Raw genomic sequence first — 19392 nt, forward strand, 5'->3', positions numbered from 1 at the left:
CGAGTAACGAAATAGATGTCAAGATATGAAAGAGGAAAATCATGAATAAATATGATGGGGAATTTTCAATTTTAGGAATGGTGGCAGGCATTATCATTGGATCTGCATTTGGACAATTGACCATGGGGATATTCTTAGGTGTGATTATCGGAATTGCTATGGATTGGGCAGCAAATCTTTGGAACGATCGGCATGAGAAATAAAAGTAAAAAAAGTTGATTTTCATCTAGGATTTCTTTAAAACGGTGGCAAAATCCAGATGAATGGAGTATGATATGGAAATAAATGGGTATAATCAGAAATTTCTAACTTTTTTGAAACGAGGGATTGGATCACTATGAGAGAATTTGAAAAATCCAACAAATTAGAAGGCGTAAGTTACGATGTCCGCGGACCGGTTCTTGAAGAAGCAGAACGAATGCAAGAAGAGGGCATCAGTATATTAAAATTGAATACGGGAAATCCAGCACCATTTGGATTTGAGGCACCAAATGAAGTGATCCGTGATTTGATCATGAATGCCAGAGATTCAGAAGGCTATTCGGATTCAAAAGGGATTTTTTCTGCACGAAAAGCGATTGAACAGTATTGTCAATTGAAAAAATTTCCAAATGTGACGATCAATGATATCTATACTGGTAATGGGGTCAGTGAGCTGATCACGATGTGTATGCAAGGGCTGTTGGACAATGGCGATGAAGTATTAGTGCCAATGCCGGATTATCCTTTATGGACAGCTTCTGTTTCTTTGGCTGGAGGAAAACCAGTTCATTATGTATGCGATGAACAAGCCGAATGGTATCCAGATATTGAGGATATCAAATCTAAAGTTACCAGCCGGACAAAGGCAATCGTGATCATCAATCCTAATAATCCAACAGGAGCTTTATATCCGAAAGAATTATTAGAAGAAATCGTGAAAATCGCACGAGAACATCAATTGATCATTTATTCAGACGAAATCTATGATCGTTTAGTGATGGATGGCTTAGAGCATATCCCGATTGCGACTTTAGCACCTGATCTATTCGTTGTCACATTGAATGGCCTATCTAAATCACATCGTGTGGCGGGATTCCGTGTCGGCTGGATGGTGTTGAGTGGTGACAAATCAAATGTAAAAGGCTATATCGAAGGGTTGAATATGCTTTCCTCTATGCGTCTTTGTTCAAATGTTCTGTCACAACAAATCATCCAAACTGCCCTAGGGGGCTACCAAAGTGTGGATGAATTGCTATTGCCAGGTGGACGGATCTACGAACAAAGAGAATACATTTATAATGCAATCAATGATATCCCTGGATTATCAGCGGTTAAGCCGAAAGCAGCTTTTTATATCTTTCCAAAAATCGATACGAAACGCTTCAATATTACCAATGATGAGCAGTTCGTATTAGATTTTCTGCACGAGCATAAGATTTTACTTGTTCACGGAGGCGGTTTTAACTGGCCTGATCCAGACCACTTCAGAATCGTTTACTTACCAAAATTAGACGATCTAAAAGTAACGGCGAAAAAAATGCGTGAATTCCTGACAACCTACCGACAAAGATAGGAAATGTCATATTTTGGCTGTTGTGCGTGTGTATTAAGTAGGTAGTTTTAAGCTTAAGCGAGTAACTGACGGGATAAATCAAGATTTTATGAAGTAAGTGAATCACTATAACAATTGGAATCAACGATTCTTATGGGCATTTGCTTACTTCACTAAATCAACCGTTTTTGTCTGAGTTTTATTCTCATTTGACACCTGCAAATAACCAGTTTCGAGTAAGAGCCAACGAGTAGTAAAAACGATGTGATTGGCAAATTTTTTTATAAAGTAAATACGACTTCACCTAAAAGCCGTCCCGATACCGAGGCGTTTTTTTAATGTCAATTTTTGAAAAATGATTCGTTGCTATTGGACTTTTCTTGAAGTTTACAAAGTAGTCAAGTACAATACATGTAGTCATGCGAATACGCATATTTTTTTGAGAGGGGGATACTTATGGAAGCATTAGTCGATTCCTTTGGTACGATCATCAAAGAAATCCGAAAAGAACAAAAAATGACTCAACAAATGCTTTCACAAGGCATTTGTTCTCAAAGTGTGCTGAGTAGAATCGAAAATAACGAAGAGTTACCAAATGTATTAGTGATGGCTCAGATCTGTCACAGGCTTGGTGTAACGATCGATTATGTAATGAACTTATCCAAGGACAAGATTCGAGCAGCAACTAGACAGTTTGATCTTCTGGATCTTTACTTTTTAAAAAGAGATTATCGTAAATTAGAACAAGAACTAAAATCAGCGAAGGTGACAGAGAATCTCTATTCAGCTGAGGATTTTCAACGGTATTATTATTATTTAGGTGTTTGTGAATTTACATTAAGGAAAAACCTAGTAAAGGCACTTAGTTACTTGAAAGAAGCATTGACTTACTCCAGCCAAAAAGATCGGACACATGTCTGTGATATAGAGATCCAATTGATCAGCTGTATTGGTAAAGTCTATGGGGTTGCAGGGAGAAGTACAGAAGCAAGATATTATTTAAGTCGTAGCGTCCAACTCTTACATGATACGATCAACGAGCACAACAAAAGCGAATTGACCCAGATTTTTTATAATTATGGTAGTTTTCTATTTCATCAAGGAGAACGCCAAGCAGCCCTTGAACAAGTGAATCAAGGGATTCGTTGGGCACAAGAAAAAAATAGCTATTATTATTTAAATGATTTATTTATTCTAAAAAGTTTGATCTACAAACAGCAAAATGAACTGTCAAAAGCATTGTTTTATGAAGAATTAGCTCAAGCAGTAAAAAAGATTGCTAAAAGTATATAAATGGTGTAGACCATTCTTGACTTCTTTCGTAAATAAGAGTAATTTAAAGGTAGATCATCAAAGGAGAGAATAGAATGAGAACTTATATCTATGCTGACAAATTCTTTTTAGCATCTGGTGTGAAAAACGCTGGATATCTTGAAATCACTGATGGGCTTTTTGGCGAATATCTTTCAGAAAAACCAGTTGGTGAAGTAACGATCATTGATCAAAGCGGTAAATGGATCGCCCCTGGACTTGTAGACACACATATTCATGGGTTTATGAATCACGATGTTATGGATAATGACGCAGAAGGAATCAAAGCTATGTCAGAAGGTCTGTTATCTTGTGGGGTAACTGCCTTTTTACCTACAACATTAACCTCTAGTAAAGAACGTCTAAGAGATGTGGCAGAGACGATCGGAAAAATGTACCATGAAGCTCCTGGCGCTAAAATCAAAGGGATCTATTTTGAAGGACCATTCTTTACAGAAGAGCATAAAGGCGCGCAAAACCCAAGTTATTTTGGCGACCCTGATTTGGCAGTCTTCAATGAATGGCAAGAAGCTTCAGGCGGATTGATCAAAAAAATCGCATTAGCACCAGAACGCGCAGGTGTCGAAGAATTTGTAAAACAAGTCACAGATGAAGGCGTTGTAGTTGCTTTAGGTCATAGTAATGCAACGATCAATGAAGCACAAGCAGCTGTTGAAGCAGGTGCAAGCGTGTTTGTTCATGCATTTAACGGGATGCGTGGCTTGAACCATCGTGAGCCAGGTATGGTCGGCGCATTATTATCATTGGATCACGTATTTTCTGAGTTGATTTGTGACGGTCACCATGTCCATCCAAATGCAGCACAGATCCTGATGGAAAAAGCAGGACATGAACATGTGGCTTTGATCACGGATTGCATGATGGCTGGGGGGATGCCTGATGGTAATTACAATTTAGGTGAGTTCCCAGTAGTCGTAAAAGATGGAACAGCTCGTTTAGAATCTGGAAATCTAGCTGGAAGTATTCTAAGATTAAAAGAAGCAATCAAAAATGTCGTAGATTGGGGCTTAGCTACACCAGAACAAGCCATCATGATGGCTACGTACGTTCCTGCAGTTAGCTGTAAGATCGACGATACATGTGGAAAGATTGCTAAAGGAAGAGATGCTGATTTCATCGTCTTGAATCCTGACATGACCTTAGATGCCACTTATTTAGATGGTATTGAACGTTATCATGCGTAAAAAAGAATAAATGAACAGCCAAAAGGAAGAAGCAACTCGTAGCTTTACTCTCTTTTGGCTGTTTTTTTGTGGTGTTTTTTAGATAAATAGTTGGTTACTGGATCAATACTTCTAAGCGTGTAATAAATTCATTCTGGTCATTGGTTTCATGGAAATCTACGAGATAGAGTTCATAAAATGGACTCTTTAATTCTAGTTGATGTGTTTGTGCATATTTTTTCATTTCTTGAATGCCTGTGACTTGTTGCTCATAGGCTCCTTGGTAAGTGTAGGCCAAGTATTTCCCGGATGGTAACGTGGACACCTCATTGATCAAAGAGGCAGTTTCTGGATAGAAATAAAAGACTTGATAGGCAAAAGACTCTGACTCTTCATGTAAGATACTTCCAAATAAATTTTGATTGTTGGCACTGAGTTGTTTCTCATGTTTTTTATGCAGCTGTTTCAATGCGTAATCGACATCATCGCTAGTCGTCATTTCATCGTCTTTGATTACTTGACGTAATTGATGTTCCATCACGATCGGTTGATTGAATGGAGTATCTTCTACTTCATAGATCAACTGTAAGCGATCATCTAATAAGGAGATTTTTTCTTTTGATTCTGCAATCAAACGATGCAAAGAATCAATTTCAAATCGTAAAAGTTCTTTTGTTCGATCGATATTTTTATTATTCAGATATTCGACGATCTCAGGCAAAGAAACATCAAAATATCGCAGATCGCGAATCGTATTTAGTTGTTCTAATTCTTTGTACGAATAATTTCGATAACCGTTATCGTCATAATCTGGTTGGATCAAACCGATTTTTTCATAGTAACGTAAAGTATGTGGGGTAATATCATATAATTTTGCTAATTCATTGATTTTCAATCGATTCACTTCCGTTTGATTTATTTATACTTTATATCTGTTCCTCATTTTACTATTAGTTGATTCAAAAAAGCGAGTATTTTTAAATTATTTACACGAAACCCTTGACCTTAGAGTTACTCTAACCTGTAAGCTGATTATAGATTAGTTAGTGTTGGAGGAGAAAAAGTATGGAATGGTATAACAAGTCAACGGAAGAAACAATCAAACAAGTTCAAGTCACAGAATATATCACAGAGAGTGATCGGCTGGAACGTCAAAAAAAATATGGAAAAAATAAAATGGAAGAAAAAGATCAAACACCAGAATGGCAAAAATTCTTATCTTATTTCCATGATGCGTTGATGTACATCTTATTAGGGGCAGCGATATTGAAAGTTGCAACTGGTGCATTGATGGAAGGTGGCATGATCTTTTTAGTTGTTTTTCTAAATGCGATGATCGGGTACTTCCAAGAACGAAAAGCAGCTTCTTCTTTAGATAGTATCAAAGGATTATTGAGTGATAAAGCAGTGATTTTAGAAGATGGAAAAAAACGAGAGATCGATCCGGCAGACTTGGTCGTCGGCGATCAAGTAGTCTTGACTGCTGGAGATATCGTACCAGCAGATGTTCGGATCATCGAATCATTCAATTTACAAGTGGATGAGGCGATTTTAACAGGAGAAACACATTCTGTCAGCAAAACTGTTGATAGCTTACCTGAAAATACAGAATTAGCTGAACAAGTAAATATGGCTTTTTCGGGCACTAAAGTTGAATCTGGCAATGGATTAGGTGTCGTTGTTGAAGTAGGTTCGAATACTCAAATCGGTAAAATCAGTCATTCTTTATCAACTGTTGAAGAACAAGAAACCCCGTTATTGAAGAAAATCAAGGAAATGAATACAAGTATATTTAAAGGAATCAGTGCGTTGATTTTGTTAATTGCTCTTGTTTCGTATTTTTATTATGGTATGACATGGGGCTATATCGCTACGGCGATCATTGCTTTGATCGTTTCTTCGATTCCAGAAGGCCTGCCGTCGATTTTAACGATCATTTTGTCGATTGGCGTGAATCGAATGGCAAAGAAGAATGCCATTGTAAAAACATTGCCTACAGTAGAAACCTTAGGTGCGATGACGGTTATTTGTTCAGATAAGACAGGGACATTGACAAAAAATGAAATGTCTTTAGTTCATATAGCGACACTAAATGATTGGTATACGCCTGAATCATTTGCACAAGTAGCACATACAAAAGTCGAAGAATATTTGTTACAAGCAATGCATAATTGTCAAGAAACACAATTAGCAGATGGGGATTGTCCTGAAACGGGAAATGCAACAGAACTTGCATTATTACGTTATACAAATACGCAACAGGCAATAATCCATTCACCTATTGCCAAAATTCCTTTTGATTCAACGTATAAATACATGGGGACTGTTCATGAGATCAATGGGAAAAATATCTTGTTCGTAAAAGGTGCACCGGATGTATTGATCGAAAAAGCGGGACAACAAATGGATGCTAGAGGTATGAGCCAGTCGATCGATAAAAAACGTTGGCATAAGAAAAATGAAGATTTAGCGAGCCAAGGGCAACGTGTGTTAGCTTTTGCGATGAAAGAAATCGGCGATGAAGACTTATCTCATGATGCACTAGATGAAGCATTGACGATGATTGGCTTATGCGGTGTGATCGACCCACCAAAAGAGTCAGCAATCGAAGCAGTGAAATCAATGCAACAAGCTGGAATACGTGTCAAAATGATCACAGGCGATCATCCACTGACAGCGAAAGCCATCGCAAAACAACTAGGATTGCAAAATCATCAAACAGCAATCACAGGAAAAGAGCTGAATCAACTGTCAGAGCAACAATGGCAACGCGCAGTAAGTGAAAACGATGTATTTGCGCGAACGACACCAGAACACAAATTGGCAATCGTTTCTTATCTGCAAGCGCAAGGTGAAATTGTTGGGATGACCGGCGATGGTGTAAATGATGCACCAGCATTGAAAAAAGCTGACGTCGGGATTGCTATGGGAATCAAAGGGAGCGATGTTAGTAAGCAAGCAGCAGATATGGTTTTAGTCGATGATAATTTTGAGACGATCGCTTATGCAGTCAAAGAAGGACGTCGGATATTCGACAACTTGAAGAAAACGATTCTCTTTTATTTACCAACATGTTTGGCGCAAGGATTATTGTTACTATTCTCATTGATCGGAAACTCCCCATTACCTTTGACGACTGTGCAAATCCTATGGTTGAATCTAGTTGCTTCGATCACCTTGTCCTATGCTTTAGGATTTGAACGGGCAGAAAAACAAGTGATGAGTCGACGACCACGACCATTGAATGAACGGATTTTGTCACGATATGCGTTGGTGCGCATTTTATATGTAGGGATGATCTTGACGATCTTAGGCTTAACTGCGATGGAATATGTCTCAAACGATGCACGTCAGACGGTGTTGATCAATGCGATGGTGTTTGGTCAGGCCTTCTATATGATCAATTGTCGTAGGATCAGCGAATTTAGTTTAGATAGAGGATTATGGAAAAATACCGCATTGTTTTATTCAATTGGGATCATGATTTTGCTTCAAGCTGCGATGATCTGGTTCCCACCATTAAGAATGGCTTTAGGAACAAACCTACTATCAAGTACGGAAGTCGTCATCAGTCTTTTACCTGGATTACTTTTATTCTTCTTAGTAGAAATCGAAAAATATGTTTTATCAGCTAGAAGTTACAGGGTAGGTGCTTGATCATTCATATTATTGAAAAAAACATAGAAGGATACCAAAGTAACTAGGTGCTTTTTATTCACACTAAACCCAAGTAACGTTGGAAGAAGAAACTAGTTTATAAAATAAGTTAGTAAAAACGTCCGAAATGAGAATGATCATTTCGGACGTTTTTTTGTTTTATATACCTAAACATACGCGATACGTTTTTTGTTAAATGTTCAAAGATAAAGCCCCAGTTTGTCATTGTTAATGCGAGCAACCTTAGTTAGTAGAAAGTTAAAAAAATTCGACAATCGATTTCGAAGAGTTTGCGTATCTTATTAGTAAATCGGCAAAACTCCCATTAAATCGCTGGATTTCTTCTTTTTGGTGAGAGCGAGGAAACAAACAAACCGTTTTTTCATTTGCTAAGAGATAATCACCATCGATCGTACGAGCCACCAAGTGAAAGGATGAAAGGAGATTCGCGACCTCCGCTTCATCCAGGGAGTTATAATCGATTGTTCGCAGAATACTAGCTTTGAAATGTTGGTAAGAAGGGAAAAACACAAGTTCCTCATAATCGAACAGCTCGTTTTCTTCCAGCCATGCGAGTGTTTCTTCTAATGTACGATTTTGCTTCAATTGTTCAAACAATCGTTTCACCTACTTTTTATTTGGTATCAATACCGTAAAATCAATCGTTGGGTTATTGCCTGTTCCTTTTGTCTCTAACTCGACACTTTCAGGGATGAGTTCATCGCCAACATAATGTGGAGTAACACGATAGCGTACAGTTTCACCATGATTCAACGCCTTACGGATTTTTAGTTCATAGTAGTTCATGTAAGGATCATTTACTGGGAATTGAAACAAAGTAACTAGATTTCTTTCGTCGTCGCCACTACCACCGAACTGTTTAGCGATCAGATGTCCGCGAGAATGATCATATCTGGGTCCAGAAATAAATCCAGGAGGACGGATGTCACGGTTTGCGCTGGTTCCTGTATTGATCATTGATTTTTCCAATAAGGCATCCGCACCAGTGGGACGTCCTAATCGATCAAGCTCATGATACTCGATCCATCCTTTGTTTGTTGAGAGCTCAGCCACATCAAAGGAAGCTGTTCCTAATTCTTGTGGCCCAGGATTGTTTCCAGTCGGTGCTAAGTCTTCTTCTTGAGGTAAGCCGTTGTTTCTTGGCTCAGATGAGTCAGGTATACTACTTGTGATAGTAGCTTCACTTTTGCTTGTACTTTCGACTGGTTTATCAGAAGATTCCATACTATATGTATTCATGTTTGATCGTTGGTCAGTAGAAACTCCCGATTCACTCTCGATTGAAGCAGTATAACTAGATTCACTGTAATCACTTGAGATCGGTTGTTCTACATTCAATAGATCCATTCCGATAAAGCCAATTGCGCCAAAAACAACTATAGAGATCAATGTACCCCATAGTTTTTTTAAATTTTTCATTCGTTCACCTCCTTTGTTAGTATAATCCAAAACCAAGCGGACTAAAAGTGAAAACTTTATCCAAAGTAGGTTAATTATATAGGTTAGTATGATATGATAATCTTGTACACAAAGGAGGCGAATGAGATGATAGGAGGAATCGCAATCATCACGATTTACTGGTACGTTTTACTCATATGCGCTGGGGTTGCAGTGTTACTTGTTATTTTTGGAGATGTCTTTGATTTCGATGGACCTATTGATCCGATGCTGATCGTTCCCTGGTTGACTTTTACCAGTTTATTAGGTTATTTAGGTGAATCCTTGACCAACCAGTCCTCATTAGTGATTTTCGTGATCAGCGCGATTATTGCAACCGTTTTAGTTTTTTTGTTGAATTTTTATATCTTGATGCCGATGAAGCACGCAGAATCGACGCTATCAACTTCTGAAAAAACATTAGAAGGTCAAATCGCGACAGTGGTGACCCCGATACCGATCCAGGGAATGGGAGAAATCCAATTAAAAAGTGTTACTGGTTCAATCAGTCGCCCTGCTTGTTTTTATACGCCCCAAGAGAAAATGATCGGACGTGGCGAAAAGGTTTTGATCATTGAAGTAAGAGACCGTGTTTGTTATGTTACACCGTACGAAAGTATGTTGAAAATGTAAAGGAGTGGAAGAAATGGAAATATCTGGAGTGTTTGTTGCAATTGTTTTAGCAGTGTTGATCGTTTTAATGTTATTAATCGTCTTTGTCGCTAAGTACCAAACGGCAAAGCCTGACGAAGCATTGATCATCAGTGGTAGTTACTTGGGAAGTAAAAATGTCCATGCCGACGAGAGTAACAATAAAATCAAAATCGTCCGCGGTGGAGGTGCATTCGTATTACCAGTTTTCCAACGTTCGAATCGCATCAGTTTATTATCAAGCAAATTAGACGTGTCTACCCCAGAAGTTTATACAGAGCAGGGTGTGCCGGTGATGTGTGACGGTACTTCGATCATCAAGATCGGTTCTTCTGTCGAAGAAATTGCGACAGCAGCGGAACAATTTCTAGGGAAAACGCGAGAAGAACTTGAAAATGAAGCCCGTGAAGTCTTAGAAGGTCATTTGCGGTCGATCCTAGGTTCGATGACAGTAGAAGAAATTTACCAAAATCGTGACAAATTCAGCCAAAGTGTGCAAGAAGTTGCCTCGGTGGATCTAGCAAAAATGGGCTTGATCATTGTTTCGTTCACGATCAAAGAAGTCCGTGATAAAAATGGTTATTTGGATTCTTTGGGGAAACCACGGATTGCTCAAGTCAAACGTGATGCAGATATTGCAGAAGCAGAAGCACTAAAAGAAACGCGTATCAAAAAGGCGGAAGCAGAGAAAGAATCTCAAGCCGCAGAATTACAACGCCAAACAGAGATCGCCGAATCTTTAAAAGAAAAAGAATTGAAATTAGCTGCCTATAAACAGGAGCAAGATGTGGCACGAGCAAAAGCTGACCAAGCGTATAATTTAGAAAGTGCCAGAGAACAACAACAAGTAATCGAACAAGAGATGCAAGTAAAAGTCGTCGAACGTCAAAAACAAATCGAATTAGAAGAAAAAGAAATCATTCGTCGTGAAAAACAATACGATTCTGAAGTGAAGAAAAAAGCCGATGCGGATCGTTACGCCAAAGAACAAGAAGCCCAAGCACAAAAAGTCAAAGAAGTGACTGAGGCAGAAGCAGAACAATTTAGAATCGAAGCCTTAGCCCAAGCCCAAGCCAACCAAACTCGTTTAGCTGGACAAGCCGAGGCAGAAGCCACGTTAGCAAAAGGGAAAGCGGAAGCAGAAGCAAAACAAAAAATCGCAGATGCGTTCAAAGAATACGGAGAAGCTGCTGTGCTTAGCATGGTGATCGAAATGTTGCCTCAATTGATGCGTGAAGCGGCACAACCGCTAGGCAATATCGAAAAAATCTCTGTTGTTGATACAGGAAACTCCTCAGGTGAAGCAGGTGGCGCCAATCGAGTGACAAGCTATGCGACAAACTTATTGTCGACGACACAAGAAACGTTGAAAGAAACAACTGGATTGGACATCAAAGATATCATTGAGAATCTTTCCACTCGTGGAAATTCTAGACAATTGAATGTCTATGAAGGATCAAATGAACCGAAAGAATAACTTAAGAAAGACTCAAAGGATCATGTCCTTTGAGTCTTTTGTTGGTTCGCTATTTATTTTCATTTTGCTCACGGATCTGTGCTTTTACTTCTTCAAGACTTTCAAGTAAAGCCTGCTCTTTTTTTCTTAATTGTTCTAAGTCCTCGACAATCTCTTCTTTTTTTTCAACTTCTGGCGGACGCAAGCAAAAATTGATACCGATAGCAATAAATGTCCCGATAAATGTATCGAAAACCCGCTCAATCGCATAGAAGGCTGACTCTCCTTGAGGGATACTTAAAGAGATTAGTAATAATGTTGCAATAGCAGCAATGATTCCAGAATTATTATTGATACCGTCAGATAAGACGATCACAATGATCACTAAAAGTGGGAGAACGATCAGTTCAACTAAAAAATCATTGTGGAAGTAACTTTTTACAAAAAAATAGAAAATACCTAATCCGCCACCAAGTAGATTGCCAATAATACGCGAGCGACCAAAAGAAAAGGTCGTAGTCAAATCCTGGCGCAAGGAAAAAACAGCAGATAGGGCAGCAATCATTGGAATGCCACGATCAAAGAGATGAAAGATCAAAATACATAAGAAAACGGCTAAAGCACTCTTCATTGTACGCATACCAAGTCGAAAGCGTCCAAATTGCATAGTATACTCTCCTTTACGTTCTTTACAATATCATAACTAAACTTACCTTGGATTGCTAGTTTTTCATGAACGAATTTAGTATAATTCAATAAAAAGAAAGGAGCCGATCATGCGTATTGGAATGAGAACGGTAAAAACGGTCATCAGTGTATTTGCTTCCATGTTGGTTGCAAACTACTTTTCCTTATTATTCTGGCCATCTGCCGGTATTATTGCGTTGTTAAGCGTAGGGAATACTCGTCGCTCCACCTTGATGACTGGGATCTATCGAGTCGCTGCATTTATTGTCGCTACGCTTATTGCCTACATGTGTTTTACACTTTTGGGCTATCGAATCATCAGTTTCAGTGTCTTTCTATTATTTTTTATTCCAATCGCCGTGCGGTTCAAATTGACAGAAGGAATCGTTGTAAACTCAGTCTTGATCACTCATTATCTTAGTGAACAAAGTATGAGTTGGCAATTGATCACAAACGAAGCAGCCTTGATGATCATTGGTGTAGGCTTTGCTTTGTTATCTAATGTCTATATGCCAGATAGTAAAAAACGTTTAAAGGAAAATCAAATGATCATCGAAGAGCGATTTCGTCTTCTTTTGAAGAATATGGCAGACTTTTTGCTTTCTGGCGAAGCTTACGAAAATCAAGGGTTATGCAAAGAATTACAAGTTTATATTCGAGAAAGTCAAGCATATGCACGGAATCACCAAGAGAATAACTTGCTTAGACAAAATCAATACTATGAAACCTATTTTTCTATGCGACGGGCTCAGATCAATGTGATCCAAGATATGCAAGAAAATTTAGCTTATATCCAGGACCCAGTGCCTTATAGCGACCATATATACGGCTTGTTGATCTATACAGCTGAGACATTTTCTGAATCAAATGATGGCAAAGAAATATTGACACGGATCGAAGAGGTCTATGGAATGTATCGTCAAATGCCATTGCCGACTACTCGAAGTGAATTTGAGGATCGTGCGGAATTGTTTCAGTTTTTACAGTCATTTAAAAGTTTTATTGAAATAAAAGTAGAATTTTCTCAGCAGATGATAGTGGATGCGGAAAAGTGAACAAATAAGACGAAGCGATGAGGAGACCATTCTCGCTTCGTCTTATTTTTATTTTGTTTATTTGTTATTCTTCCAATGCTCTTGCATATCATCTAAGAGTGCAATCACTTCGGTGGTTAAGTACAGGGAACGGTTTGGAAGTTCTCCTTCGATCATTTTTACCATATTTTCAATTTCATAATTCATTGCTTGCGCACGATGGCCACTTTCGATCAATTCTTTTGTACCGTCAGTATACATGATTTCGGCTTGGTCAGCTCTAGGATAATCATTGATCGAGATATACCCATTTTCAAAAGCAACGATTCCGACTTTTGGCATTTTTGCTTGGAAGGTCAGGTTGATCGTAGCTAGTTCATTTTCTTTATTTTGCAAGATCGTTACAGATTGTTCATCGACACCTGTTTTAAATGGAATCATACGAGAGGCGATGACTTCCGGTTGTGAGCTCAAAAAGAATCGAGCAAATGAAACAGCATAGGTTCCAATGTCAAGTAATGCTCCACCTGCTAAATCAGGGTTGAAGAAGCGGTTGGTCGGATCAGGTTCTTTGTAACTGCCAAAAGGTGCTTGGATCATCTTTAATGCACCTAACTTGCCTGAATCGATCATTGAACGAAGTTGATGATACAAAGGCATGTTGAAAATCGTCATCGCTTCTGCCAAGATCAGCTGTTTTTGTTCGGCTAATTGGATGGCTTGTTGAAGTTCTGCCTTATTCATCGTGATGGCTTTTTCGCATAAGACATGTTTCCCAGCTTCCAAGGCAGGAAGGATATAGTCGATATGTTGACGATTCGGAACGGCGATATACACGATATCAACTTCAGCATCTTGCAACATTTCATGATAATCGCCATACGCTTTTTTGATAGAATGGCGTGTAGCAAAATCCTGTGCTTTTTCCAAAGTTCGTGATGCAACAGCAACCAATTCACTTGATGTTTGATCGAAGTTTTCTGCAAATTCGTTAGCAATCGATCCTAGACCGACAATGCCCCATTGGTATTTTTTCATTTTTCATCTCTCCTTGACGTGATATATTTAATATAAGGGTATTTAGTTGAATACTCTTGGTTTCGCTATTATTATATCAAAAAAAGGACTTCCAATCGTTTTGAAGAATTGCTTTCTAAAAAAAGGTGAAAGAAATGTTCTAATAGATGATTTTTTACCTTAATTTAAGTAGAATAAGAAGGAGGAGGAGATTGCGATGCATCAAGTATACGTTGATCTTATTATGAGTGTTTTACTCGAACAATTTGAAACAGAAGAAAATTTCTTAGATACTTATCTATTGGTGGATGAAACAACTTGGCAAGCTTGGAAGCGTGGTGAACAAAACTTACCATCCGAGGTCATGCAAAAAGTGAAAAATCTTTTTACGGACTATGAATGGATGTTGACGCAAAAAATTCTACGTCAAACCATTATTTTCCCTGAAAAAAGAAACGTTGCAGTAGCCGAATATAAGCAAATCAAAACACGTATTGCTCAGAAATGGGTAAGTAGTGGCAGTGCGAATGTAGAGTTGCTCCCTTTAAAAAATGATCAAATTGTCAATGGATATCTTGACTTGAAAGTCAGTATTCAATATGATGAGTGGGGTTATGATGACATTTTGAACTTTCGATTACCAGCAGAAGTTCAAAAGCAAATCGAAGGGGAGAAAATCGAGTTGTTAGATTGGGTAAATGAAAATCTGGAAGAAACTTACGTGAGTGAGAAAGTGGAACCAGAAAGGGAATGAAAGGATTTTTTGCGTGAATAAAATTTTAGGCGTTATCTCAGTCGTGATTATGATTGTTGCGATGGGCTATCTGGTTGTTAGTGAGAGTCGGACGGATACGAAAGCTCAAGCTGATAATTCAAAGACAGAACAAACAAATACGACGAGTGCGACAGAAGAAAGTACAGAAAAAGCAACAAAAAAAGCAACCTCTAGTGATTTGCCAGATGTTAAGTTGGATGATTGGTTGCTAGTATTGGTAGGACCTGATCATAAAATCGAGACAGAAATCGATGAAGCCAACCAATTGGCTGCGCTAGATAATGGCTATCTGATCGACAAACGTATTAAAGCTAATTATGAAGAACTGGCTAACGCAGCTAAAGCTGCGGGCTTTCCTTTAGTTATGGTATCGGCTTATCGCTCAGTTGCGACACAACAAGAGGTGTTCGCTCAAAATGTCCAACAGGTGATGAGTAGTCAGGGAGTCACTGAAGAAGAGGCGACCGCGATTACGAAAAAAACTATGACAGAACCGGGTTACAGTGAACACCATACAGGTTTAGCTGTGGATGTGGTCGATGAAACATGGTACAACAATTATCCCAATACTGTATTGGATGAAAAATATGGTGACGAACCAGGTGCGAAATGGCTTGCGGACAATGCCTCTAAATATGGCTTTATCATCCGTTATCCAAAAGGTCGAGAAGATATTACAAAAATCACTTACGAACCTTGGCACCTGCGTTATGTAGGCAAAGAAAGTGCAGAATATATCACATCAAACGATTTAACGATGGAGGAGTACTTGGACCAACTAAAAGAAAAGTAGGAATAAGAGATGGCAAAAAACAAATGGAAAAAACAAAGGCGTAAAAATAATCGCTGGTTTGCTGTAGTTTTAGGGAGTATGTTGATCATGATGGCTTTTGTTTTTTCTTTGAGAAGTTTGTCATCGCCCTACTCTACGGAAGCACAGCAACAAGAAACACTGACTCATCAGGAATTTATCAACGCATTAGTTCCACATGCGAAAGAACTACAACAAGGCTATGGCGTTTTGCCAAGTATCATTATTGGGCAAGCCATCCTTGAATCTGATTGGGGCAATAGTACGCTTGCCAGTAAATATAAGAACTTGTTCGGTATCAAAGCGTTTGGGAACGAAGAAAAAGTCAATCTGGAAACAAAAGAATATATCAATGAAGAATGGATCACCATCCAAGGAGACTTTCGAGTCTATTCTTCGTGGAAACAATCAATGGATGACCACACAGCTTTATTTGTCAATGGTGTCGATTGGAATCCTGCATTGTATGCGAATGTGATCACTGCGACCAATTATATTGAAGCAGCTCATGCGTTACAGGCGGCAGGATATGCGACAGATCCGACATATGCTGATAAAATCATACATGTGATTGAAACTTACCAGTTAAATCAATACGATCAATAATCAGGAAAGAACGGAAGTGGACGGATGGCAGATTTATTTGTTCCAGAAATAATGACAGAATTACGTAAGGATATCGTGAGAGTCCCAGAGGTCATTATGGAAGCAAGTGGTATTAAAATTTTTGGCAAGTTGATACGTTCGATTATCTTCACCACGGATATTGCGATCATCAGAAACACCAATGCAAATGCAGTGATCGCAGTTTATCCTTTTACACCCCATCCGGCGATTACGAAAAGCATCATTGAAGCAGCGGATATCCCTGTGTTTTCAGGTGTCGGTGGTGGCTTGACACAAGGGATGCGTTCGGCATATATGAGCCTTTTTGCAGAAGCACAAGGATCATTAGGCGTAGTCTTGAATGGTCCAACACCAGTAGAGACTGTCCATGATGTCTGTCAAGTGGTTGATATACCGGTAATCAGTACAGTCACGTCTAAATACTCGGAAATCGACGAAAAATTGGCAGCAGGCATTACGATCATCAATATCAGTGCGGGAAAAGATACAGCAGACACTGTTCGCTTTTTCCGAGAAAAGTACCCAGAATTACCGATTATTGCGACTGGAGGTCCCACGGAAGAAAGCATCAAAGAAACGATTGAAGCTGGCGCCAATGCAATCACCTACACACCACCTAGTAGCGGAGAGTTATTCAGTCGTAAAATGGACAAGTATCGAAAAATCGAGAAAACCAATTGAGTACCAAACGAAAATAAATATCATTCAACCAACCATAGATAATAGTTATCGATATAAACTTGGCTTTAGCAACCTTTTCCTTTATGGGATTGGTTGCTTTATTTCATAAATACTATTTTGTTTGCTAGGATGAAACTATGAGGTTTATCAAGTCTAATCTAAAGATAAATCCTTCATGAGAAAAACAAGAAATATAGTTGTAAGTTTCAGAAACAAGTGTTAGACTGTTTTCATCGTTTAAAAATTAAAATATTTTGTTTCTAAAAATATCATTTATCAATCGAATATCGAACAACTTATATATCGTCATAATAAGGATGACAGTTTCTAGCCAGCACCGTAAATGTTGGACTATAAGTGAAAAAGTAGTGAAACATCTTTTTTGCTTATACATGAGCAGTAGAGATGTTTTTTTCTATTTTGAGTGGCATGAATTTAGCAAGAAAAGGAGTAAATAAAGTGAGAGAATTAGTTGAACGTATCAATAAAGATGGACAAGTCTTGGGTGAAGGCGTGTTGAAAGTAGATAGTTTTGTTACCCATCAGGTAGATCCAGTGTTGATGGAACAAATGGGCCAACGTTTTGCGGAAGTATTTAAAGAACAAGGAATCACTAAAGTGGTGACAATTGAAGCTTCTGGTATCGCCCCTGCTTTATTTGCGGCTAAAGAGCTCGGTGTACCGATGATCTTTGCAAGAAAAGCCAAAAGTTTGACGATGGATGAAGAATTATTGACGGCATCCGTTTATTCATTTACGAAACAAGTAACAAGCACGATATCGATTTCTCGTAAATTCTTGTCTTCTGAAGATAAAGTATTGATCATTGATGACTTTTTAGCGAATGGTCAGGCGGCAAAAGGTTTGATCGAATTGTGCCAACAAGCAGGTGCGAGTGTTGAGGGAATCGGGATCGTCATTGAAAAATCCTTCCAAGACGGTCGTCAACTTCTTGAAGAAATGGGCTTAAAAGTGGTCTCACTTGCCCGCGTAGCATCACTTTCTGATGGTCAAGTAGATTTTCTTGAGGAGGATGCGTAAGCGTGGAGAAAGAAACTCAAAATGGAAAAGCAGCTGTCTTAGGGTTACAGCATTTATTAGCGATGTATGCGGGAGCAGTCGCTGTACCGTTATTGATTGGTACGGGGTTAGGATTTAATCAAGAACAAATGACTTATCTTATCTCAATCGATATTTTCATGTGTGGATTAGCGACGCTCTTGCAATTAACTGTCAATCGCTTTTTCGGGATCGGTTTACCAGTTGTTTTAGGTTGTGCGATCCAAGCAGTTGCGCCGTTGATTTTGATCGGTAGCACAGAAGGTGTCGGTGCGATCTATGGCTCGATCATCGCGTCAGGGATTTTTGTTGTGCTAGTTGCTGGTTTCTTTTCAAAGATCAAAAAACTATTTCCGCCGATTGTTACTGGAACAGTGATTACAGTGATTGGCTTGACGTTGATTCCAGTAGCCATCGAAAAAATGGGTGGCGGCAGTGCAACTGCTCCAGGCTTTGGTGATCTGACGAATTTATTATTAGCGTTTGTCACGATCCTACTGATCGTTGGTGTGCAATTATTAGGCAAAGGGTTCATTCGATCCATTGCGGTTTTGATCGGTTTGATCGGTGGAAGTATCTTAGCTGCCTTTTTAGGTAGAATCGATCTAGGAGCAATTGGACAAGCCCCTGTTTTTCACGTACCGCAACCTTTTTACTTTGGAAAACCGACATTTGAAATCTGGTCGATCTTATTGATGATCATCATTTCAATGGTAAGTATGGTAGAATCAACAGGCGTCTATTTTGCCTTAGGAGATATCACTGGAAAAAAAGTCGGGGAAGAGCAGTTGAAAAAAGGTTATCGAGCAGAGGGGTTAGCCGTCATCTTAGGTGGTATCTTTAACACATTTCCTTATACAGGATTTTCGCAAAATGTTGGGTTGGTACAACTTTCAGGAATCAAAACAAGAAAACCCATTTACTTTTCCGCTTTCTTTTTGATCATCTTGGGCTTATTCCCTAAAATCGGCGCAGTGGCTCAAATCATACCTGAACCAGTCCTTGGTGGCGGGATGTTGGTCATGTTTGGAATGGTGGCGATCCAAGGAATCCGGATGTTATTAGAAGTAGATTTTACAAATGACAAAAATTTATTGATTGCTGCAGTGTCGATTGGTTTTGGTTTAGGCTTCAATTTGATGCCCGAATTATTCAGCCAGTTACCTGAAACAGTTCAAATGTTCACAGGAAATGGGATCGTTATGAGCAGTATCACAGCAATTGTGTTGAACTTAGTTTTTAACGGACTAAAACAAGACGAGAGAATCATTAAAGAAGCATTGAAGTAATGATGTAGATTACTTTTATAAATCATAGCTAGTAATTGAATAAGGTAGAGACCTTTTTAGCTTAGAGAGATAAGGCGCCATCCACGAAATTTGTTTTTCAAATTTTTGGGCTCTTTGTCAATAAGGACTGATGAGTTGTGCAAAATCAAATCTGGGTCAGA

The 19392-nt window shown here is 38.8% G+C and carries 19 protein-coding genes and 1 riboswitch; of the genes, 14 read left to right on the forward strand and 5 right to left on the reverse strand.

The genetic code is table 11. From position 1 onward, the window contains the following. Window positions 1-41: 41 nt before the first annotated feature. From HZ311_RS13650 to nagA, 4 genes are all read left to right on the forward strand, one after another. The gene (locus tag HZ311_RS13650) at window positions 42-203 is read left to right on the forward strand and encodes a hypothetical protein (RefSeq protein WP_019724415.1); all 162 of its coding nucleotides are present in this window, start codon (window positions 42-44) and stop codon (window positions 201-203) included. A 134-nt stretch (window positions 204-337) separates the two neighbouring features. Continuing rightward, on the forward strand, window positions 338-1555 hold the full coding sequence (locus HZ311_RS13655; protein WP_023519505.1) for a pyridoxal phosphate-dependent aminotransferase: 1218 nt from the start codon (window positions 338-340) through the stop codon (window positions 1553-1555). A gap of 435 nt (window positions 1556-1990) precedes the next feature. Further along, entirely contained in the window at window positions 1991-2827 is an 837-nt protein-coding gene (locus tag HZ311_RS13660) for a helix-turn-helix domain-containing protein (protein ID WP_010735706.1), read from the forward strand. A gap of 74 nt (window positions 2828-2901) precedes the next feature. Further along, window positions 2902-4050 carry an N-acetylglucosamine-6-phosphate deacetylase gene (nagA, locus tag HZ311_RS13665; RefSeq protein ID WP_010735705.1) on the forward strand — a complete coding sequence of 383 codons (1149 nt, stop codon included), beginning with the start codon at window positions 2902-2904 and terminating at the stop codon, window positions 4048-4050. Window positions 4051-4144: 94 nt separating this feature from the next. On the opposite strand, the gene HZ311_RS13670 is transcribed toward nagA, so the two are convergent. Continuing rightward, the gene (locus tag HZ311_RS13670) at window positions 4145-4933 is read right to left on the reverse strand and encodes a MerR family transcriptional regulator (protein WP_232092493.1); all 789 of its coding nucleotides are present in this window, start codon (window positions 4931-4933) and stop codon (window positions 4145-4147) included. 161 nt (window positions 4934-5094) lie between these two features. Between HZ311_RS13670 and HZ311_RS13675 the strand changes: the two genes are divergently transcribed. Next, window positions 5095-7686 carry an HAD-IC family P-type ATPase gene (locus HZ311_RS13675; RefSeq protein ID WP_137072310.1) on the forward strand — a complete coding sequence of 864 codons (2592 nt, stop codon included), beginning with the start codon at window positions 5095-5097 and terminating at the stop codon, window positions 7684-7686. Between the two features lie 258 nt (window positions 7687-7944). Here the strand turns inward: HZ311_RS13675 and HZ311_RS13680 are convergent, their stop codons facing one another. Together HZ311_RS13680 and HZ311_RS13685 are read right to left on the reverse strand one after the other, a co-directional pair. Further along, window positions 7945-8304: a hypothetical protein gene (locus HZ311_RS13680; protein ID WP_023519508.1), complete on the reverse strand. Its 360-nt coding sequence runs from the start codon at window positions 8302-8304 to the stop codon at window positions 7945-7947. Window positions 8305-8313: 9 nt separating this feature from the next. Then, window positions 8314-9126 (reverse strand): DNA/RNA non-specific endonuclease, encoded by an 813-nt coding sequence (locus HZ311_RS13685; protein WP_137072312.1) that lies wholly within the window; start codon window positions 9124-9126, stop codon window positions 8314-8316. Between the two features lie 126 nt (window positions 9127-9252). Here HZ311_RS13685 and HZ311_RS13690 point away from each other — a divergent pair, with 126 nt between their 5' ends. Together HZ311_RS13690 and HZ311_RS13695 are read left to right on the forward strand one after the other, a co-directional pair. Then, the gene (locus tag HZ311_RS13690; protein WP_010735699.1) at window positions 9253-9777 is read left to right on the forward strand and encodes an NfeD family protein; all 525 of its coding nucleotides are present in this window, start codon (window positions 9253-9255) and stop codon (window positions 9775-9777) included. Between the two features lie 13 nt (window positions 9778-9790). Next, window positions 9791-11272: a flotillin family protein gene (locus HZ311_RS13695; RefSeq protein ID WP_019723963.1), complete on the forward strand. Its 1482-nt coding sequence runs from the start codon at window positions 9791-9793 to the stop codon at window positions 11270-11272. Between the two features lie 49 nt (window positions 11273-11321). Here HZ311_RS13695 and HZ311_RS13700 read toward each other — a convergent pair whose 3' ends face one another. Next, complete coding sequence (locus HZ311_RS13700; RefSeq protein WP_010735697.1) at window positions 11322-11918, reverse strand: FUSC family protein; 597 nt, start codon at window positions 11916-11918, stop codon at window positions 11322-11324. A 109-nt stretch (window positions 11919-12027) separates the two neighbouring features. Here HZ311_RS13700 and HZ311_RS13705 point away from each other — a divergent pair, with 109 nt between their 5' ends. Beyond that, window positions 12028-12993: an aromatic acid exporter family protein gene (locus HZ311_RS13705; protein ID WP_023519510.1), complete on the forward strand. Its 966-nt coding sequence runs from the start codon at window positions 12028-12030 to the stop codon at window positions 12991-12993. A gap of 57 nt (window positions 12994-13050) precedes the next feature. Here HZ311_RS13705 and HZ311_RS13710 read toward each other — a convergent pair whose 3' ends face one another. Next, on the reverse strand, window positions 13051-14010 hold the full coding sequence (locus HZ311_RS13710) for a Gfo/Idh/MocA family protein (RefSeq protein ID WP_010735695.1): 960 nt from the start codon (window positions 14008-14010) through the stop codon (window positions 13051-13053). Window positions 14011-14206: 196 nt separating this feature from the next. Here HZ311_RS13710 and HZ311_RS13715 point away from each other — a divergent pair, with 196 nt between their 5' ends. The 6 genes from HZ311_RS13715 to HZ311_RS13740 all read left to right on the forward strand — a co-directional run bounded on the left by HZ311_RS13715 (window position 14207) and on the right by HZ311_RS13740 (window position 19231). Next, entirely contained in the window at window positions 14207-14743 is a 537-nt protein-coding gene (locus HZ311_RS13715; protein WP_010735694.1) for a hypothetical protein, read from the forward strand. Between the two features lie 13 nt (window positions 14744-14756). Continuing rightward, window positions 14757-15557 (forward strand): M15 family metallopeptidase, encoded by an 801-nt coding sequence (locus HZ311_RS13720; RefSeq protein WP_178946753.1) that lies wholly within the window; start codon window positions 14757-14759, stop codon window positions 15555-15557. A gap of 9 nt (window positions 15558-15566) precedes the next feature. Further along, window positions 15567-16181, forward strand: coding sequence for a glycoside hydrolase family 73 protein (locus HZ311_RS13725; RefSeq protein WP_023519513.1), 615 nt, complete (start codon window positions 15567-15569; stop codon window positions 16179-16181). Between the two features lie 24 nt (window positions 16182-16205). Further along, window positions 16206-16883 carry a beta/alpha barrel domain-containing protein gene (locus HZ311_RS13730; protein ID WP_010735691.1) on the forward strand — a complete coding sequence of 226 codons (678 nt, stop codon included), beginning with the start codon at window positions 16206-16208 and terminating at the stop codon, window positions 16881-16883. Between the two features lie 276 nt (window positions 16884-17159). Continuing rightward, a riboswitch (purine riboswitch) is annotated at window positions 17160-17257 on the forward strand. An 85-nt stretch (window positions 17258-17342) separates the two neighbouring features. Then, the gene (locus tag HZ311_RS13735) at window positions 17343-17924 is read left to right on the forward strand and encodes a xanthine phosphoribosyltransferase (protein ID WP_019723458.1); all 582 of its coding nucleotides are present in this window, start codon (window positions 17343-17345) and stop codon (window positions 17922-17924) included. A 2-nt stretch (window positions 17925-17926) separates the two neighbouring features. After that, window positions 17927-19231, forward strand: coding sequence for a nucleobase:cation symporter-2 family protein (locus HZ311_RS13740; RefSeq protein WP_019723457.1), 1305 nt, complete (start codon window positions 17927-17929; stop codon window positions 19229-19231). The last annotated feature ends 161 nt before the right edge of the window (window positions 19232-19392 follow it).

The organism is Enterococcus mundtii (genome assembly GCF_013394305.1).
Lineage (GTDB): Bacteria > Bacillota > Bacilli > Lactobacillales > Enterococcaceae > Enterococcus_B > Enterococcus_B pernyi.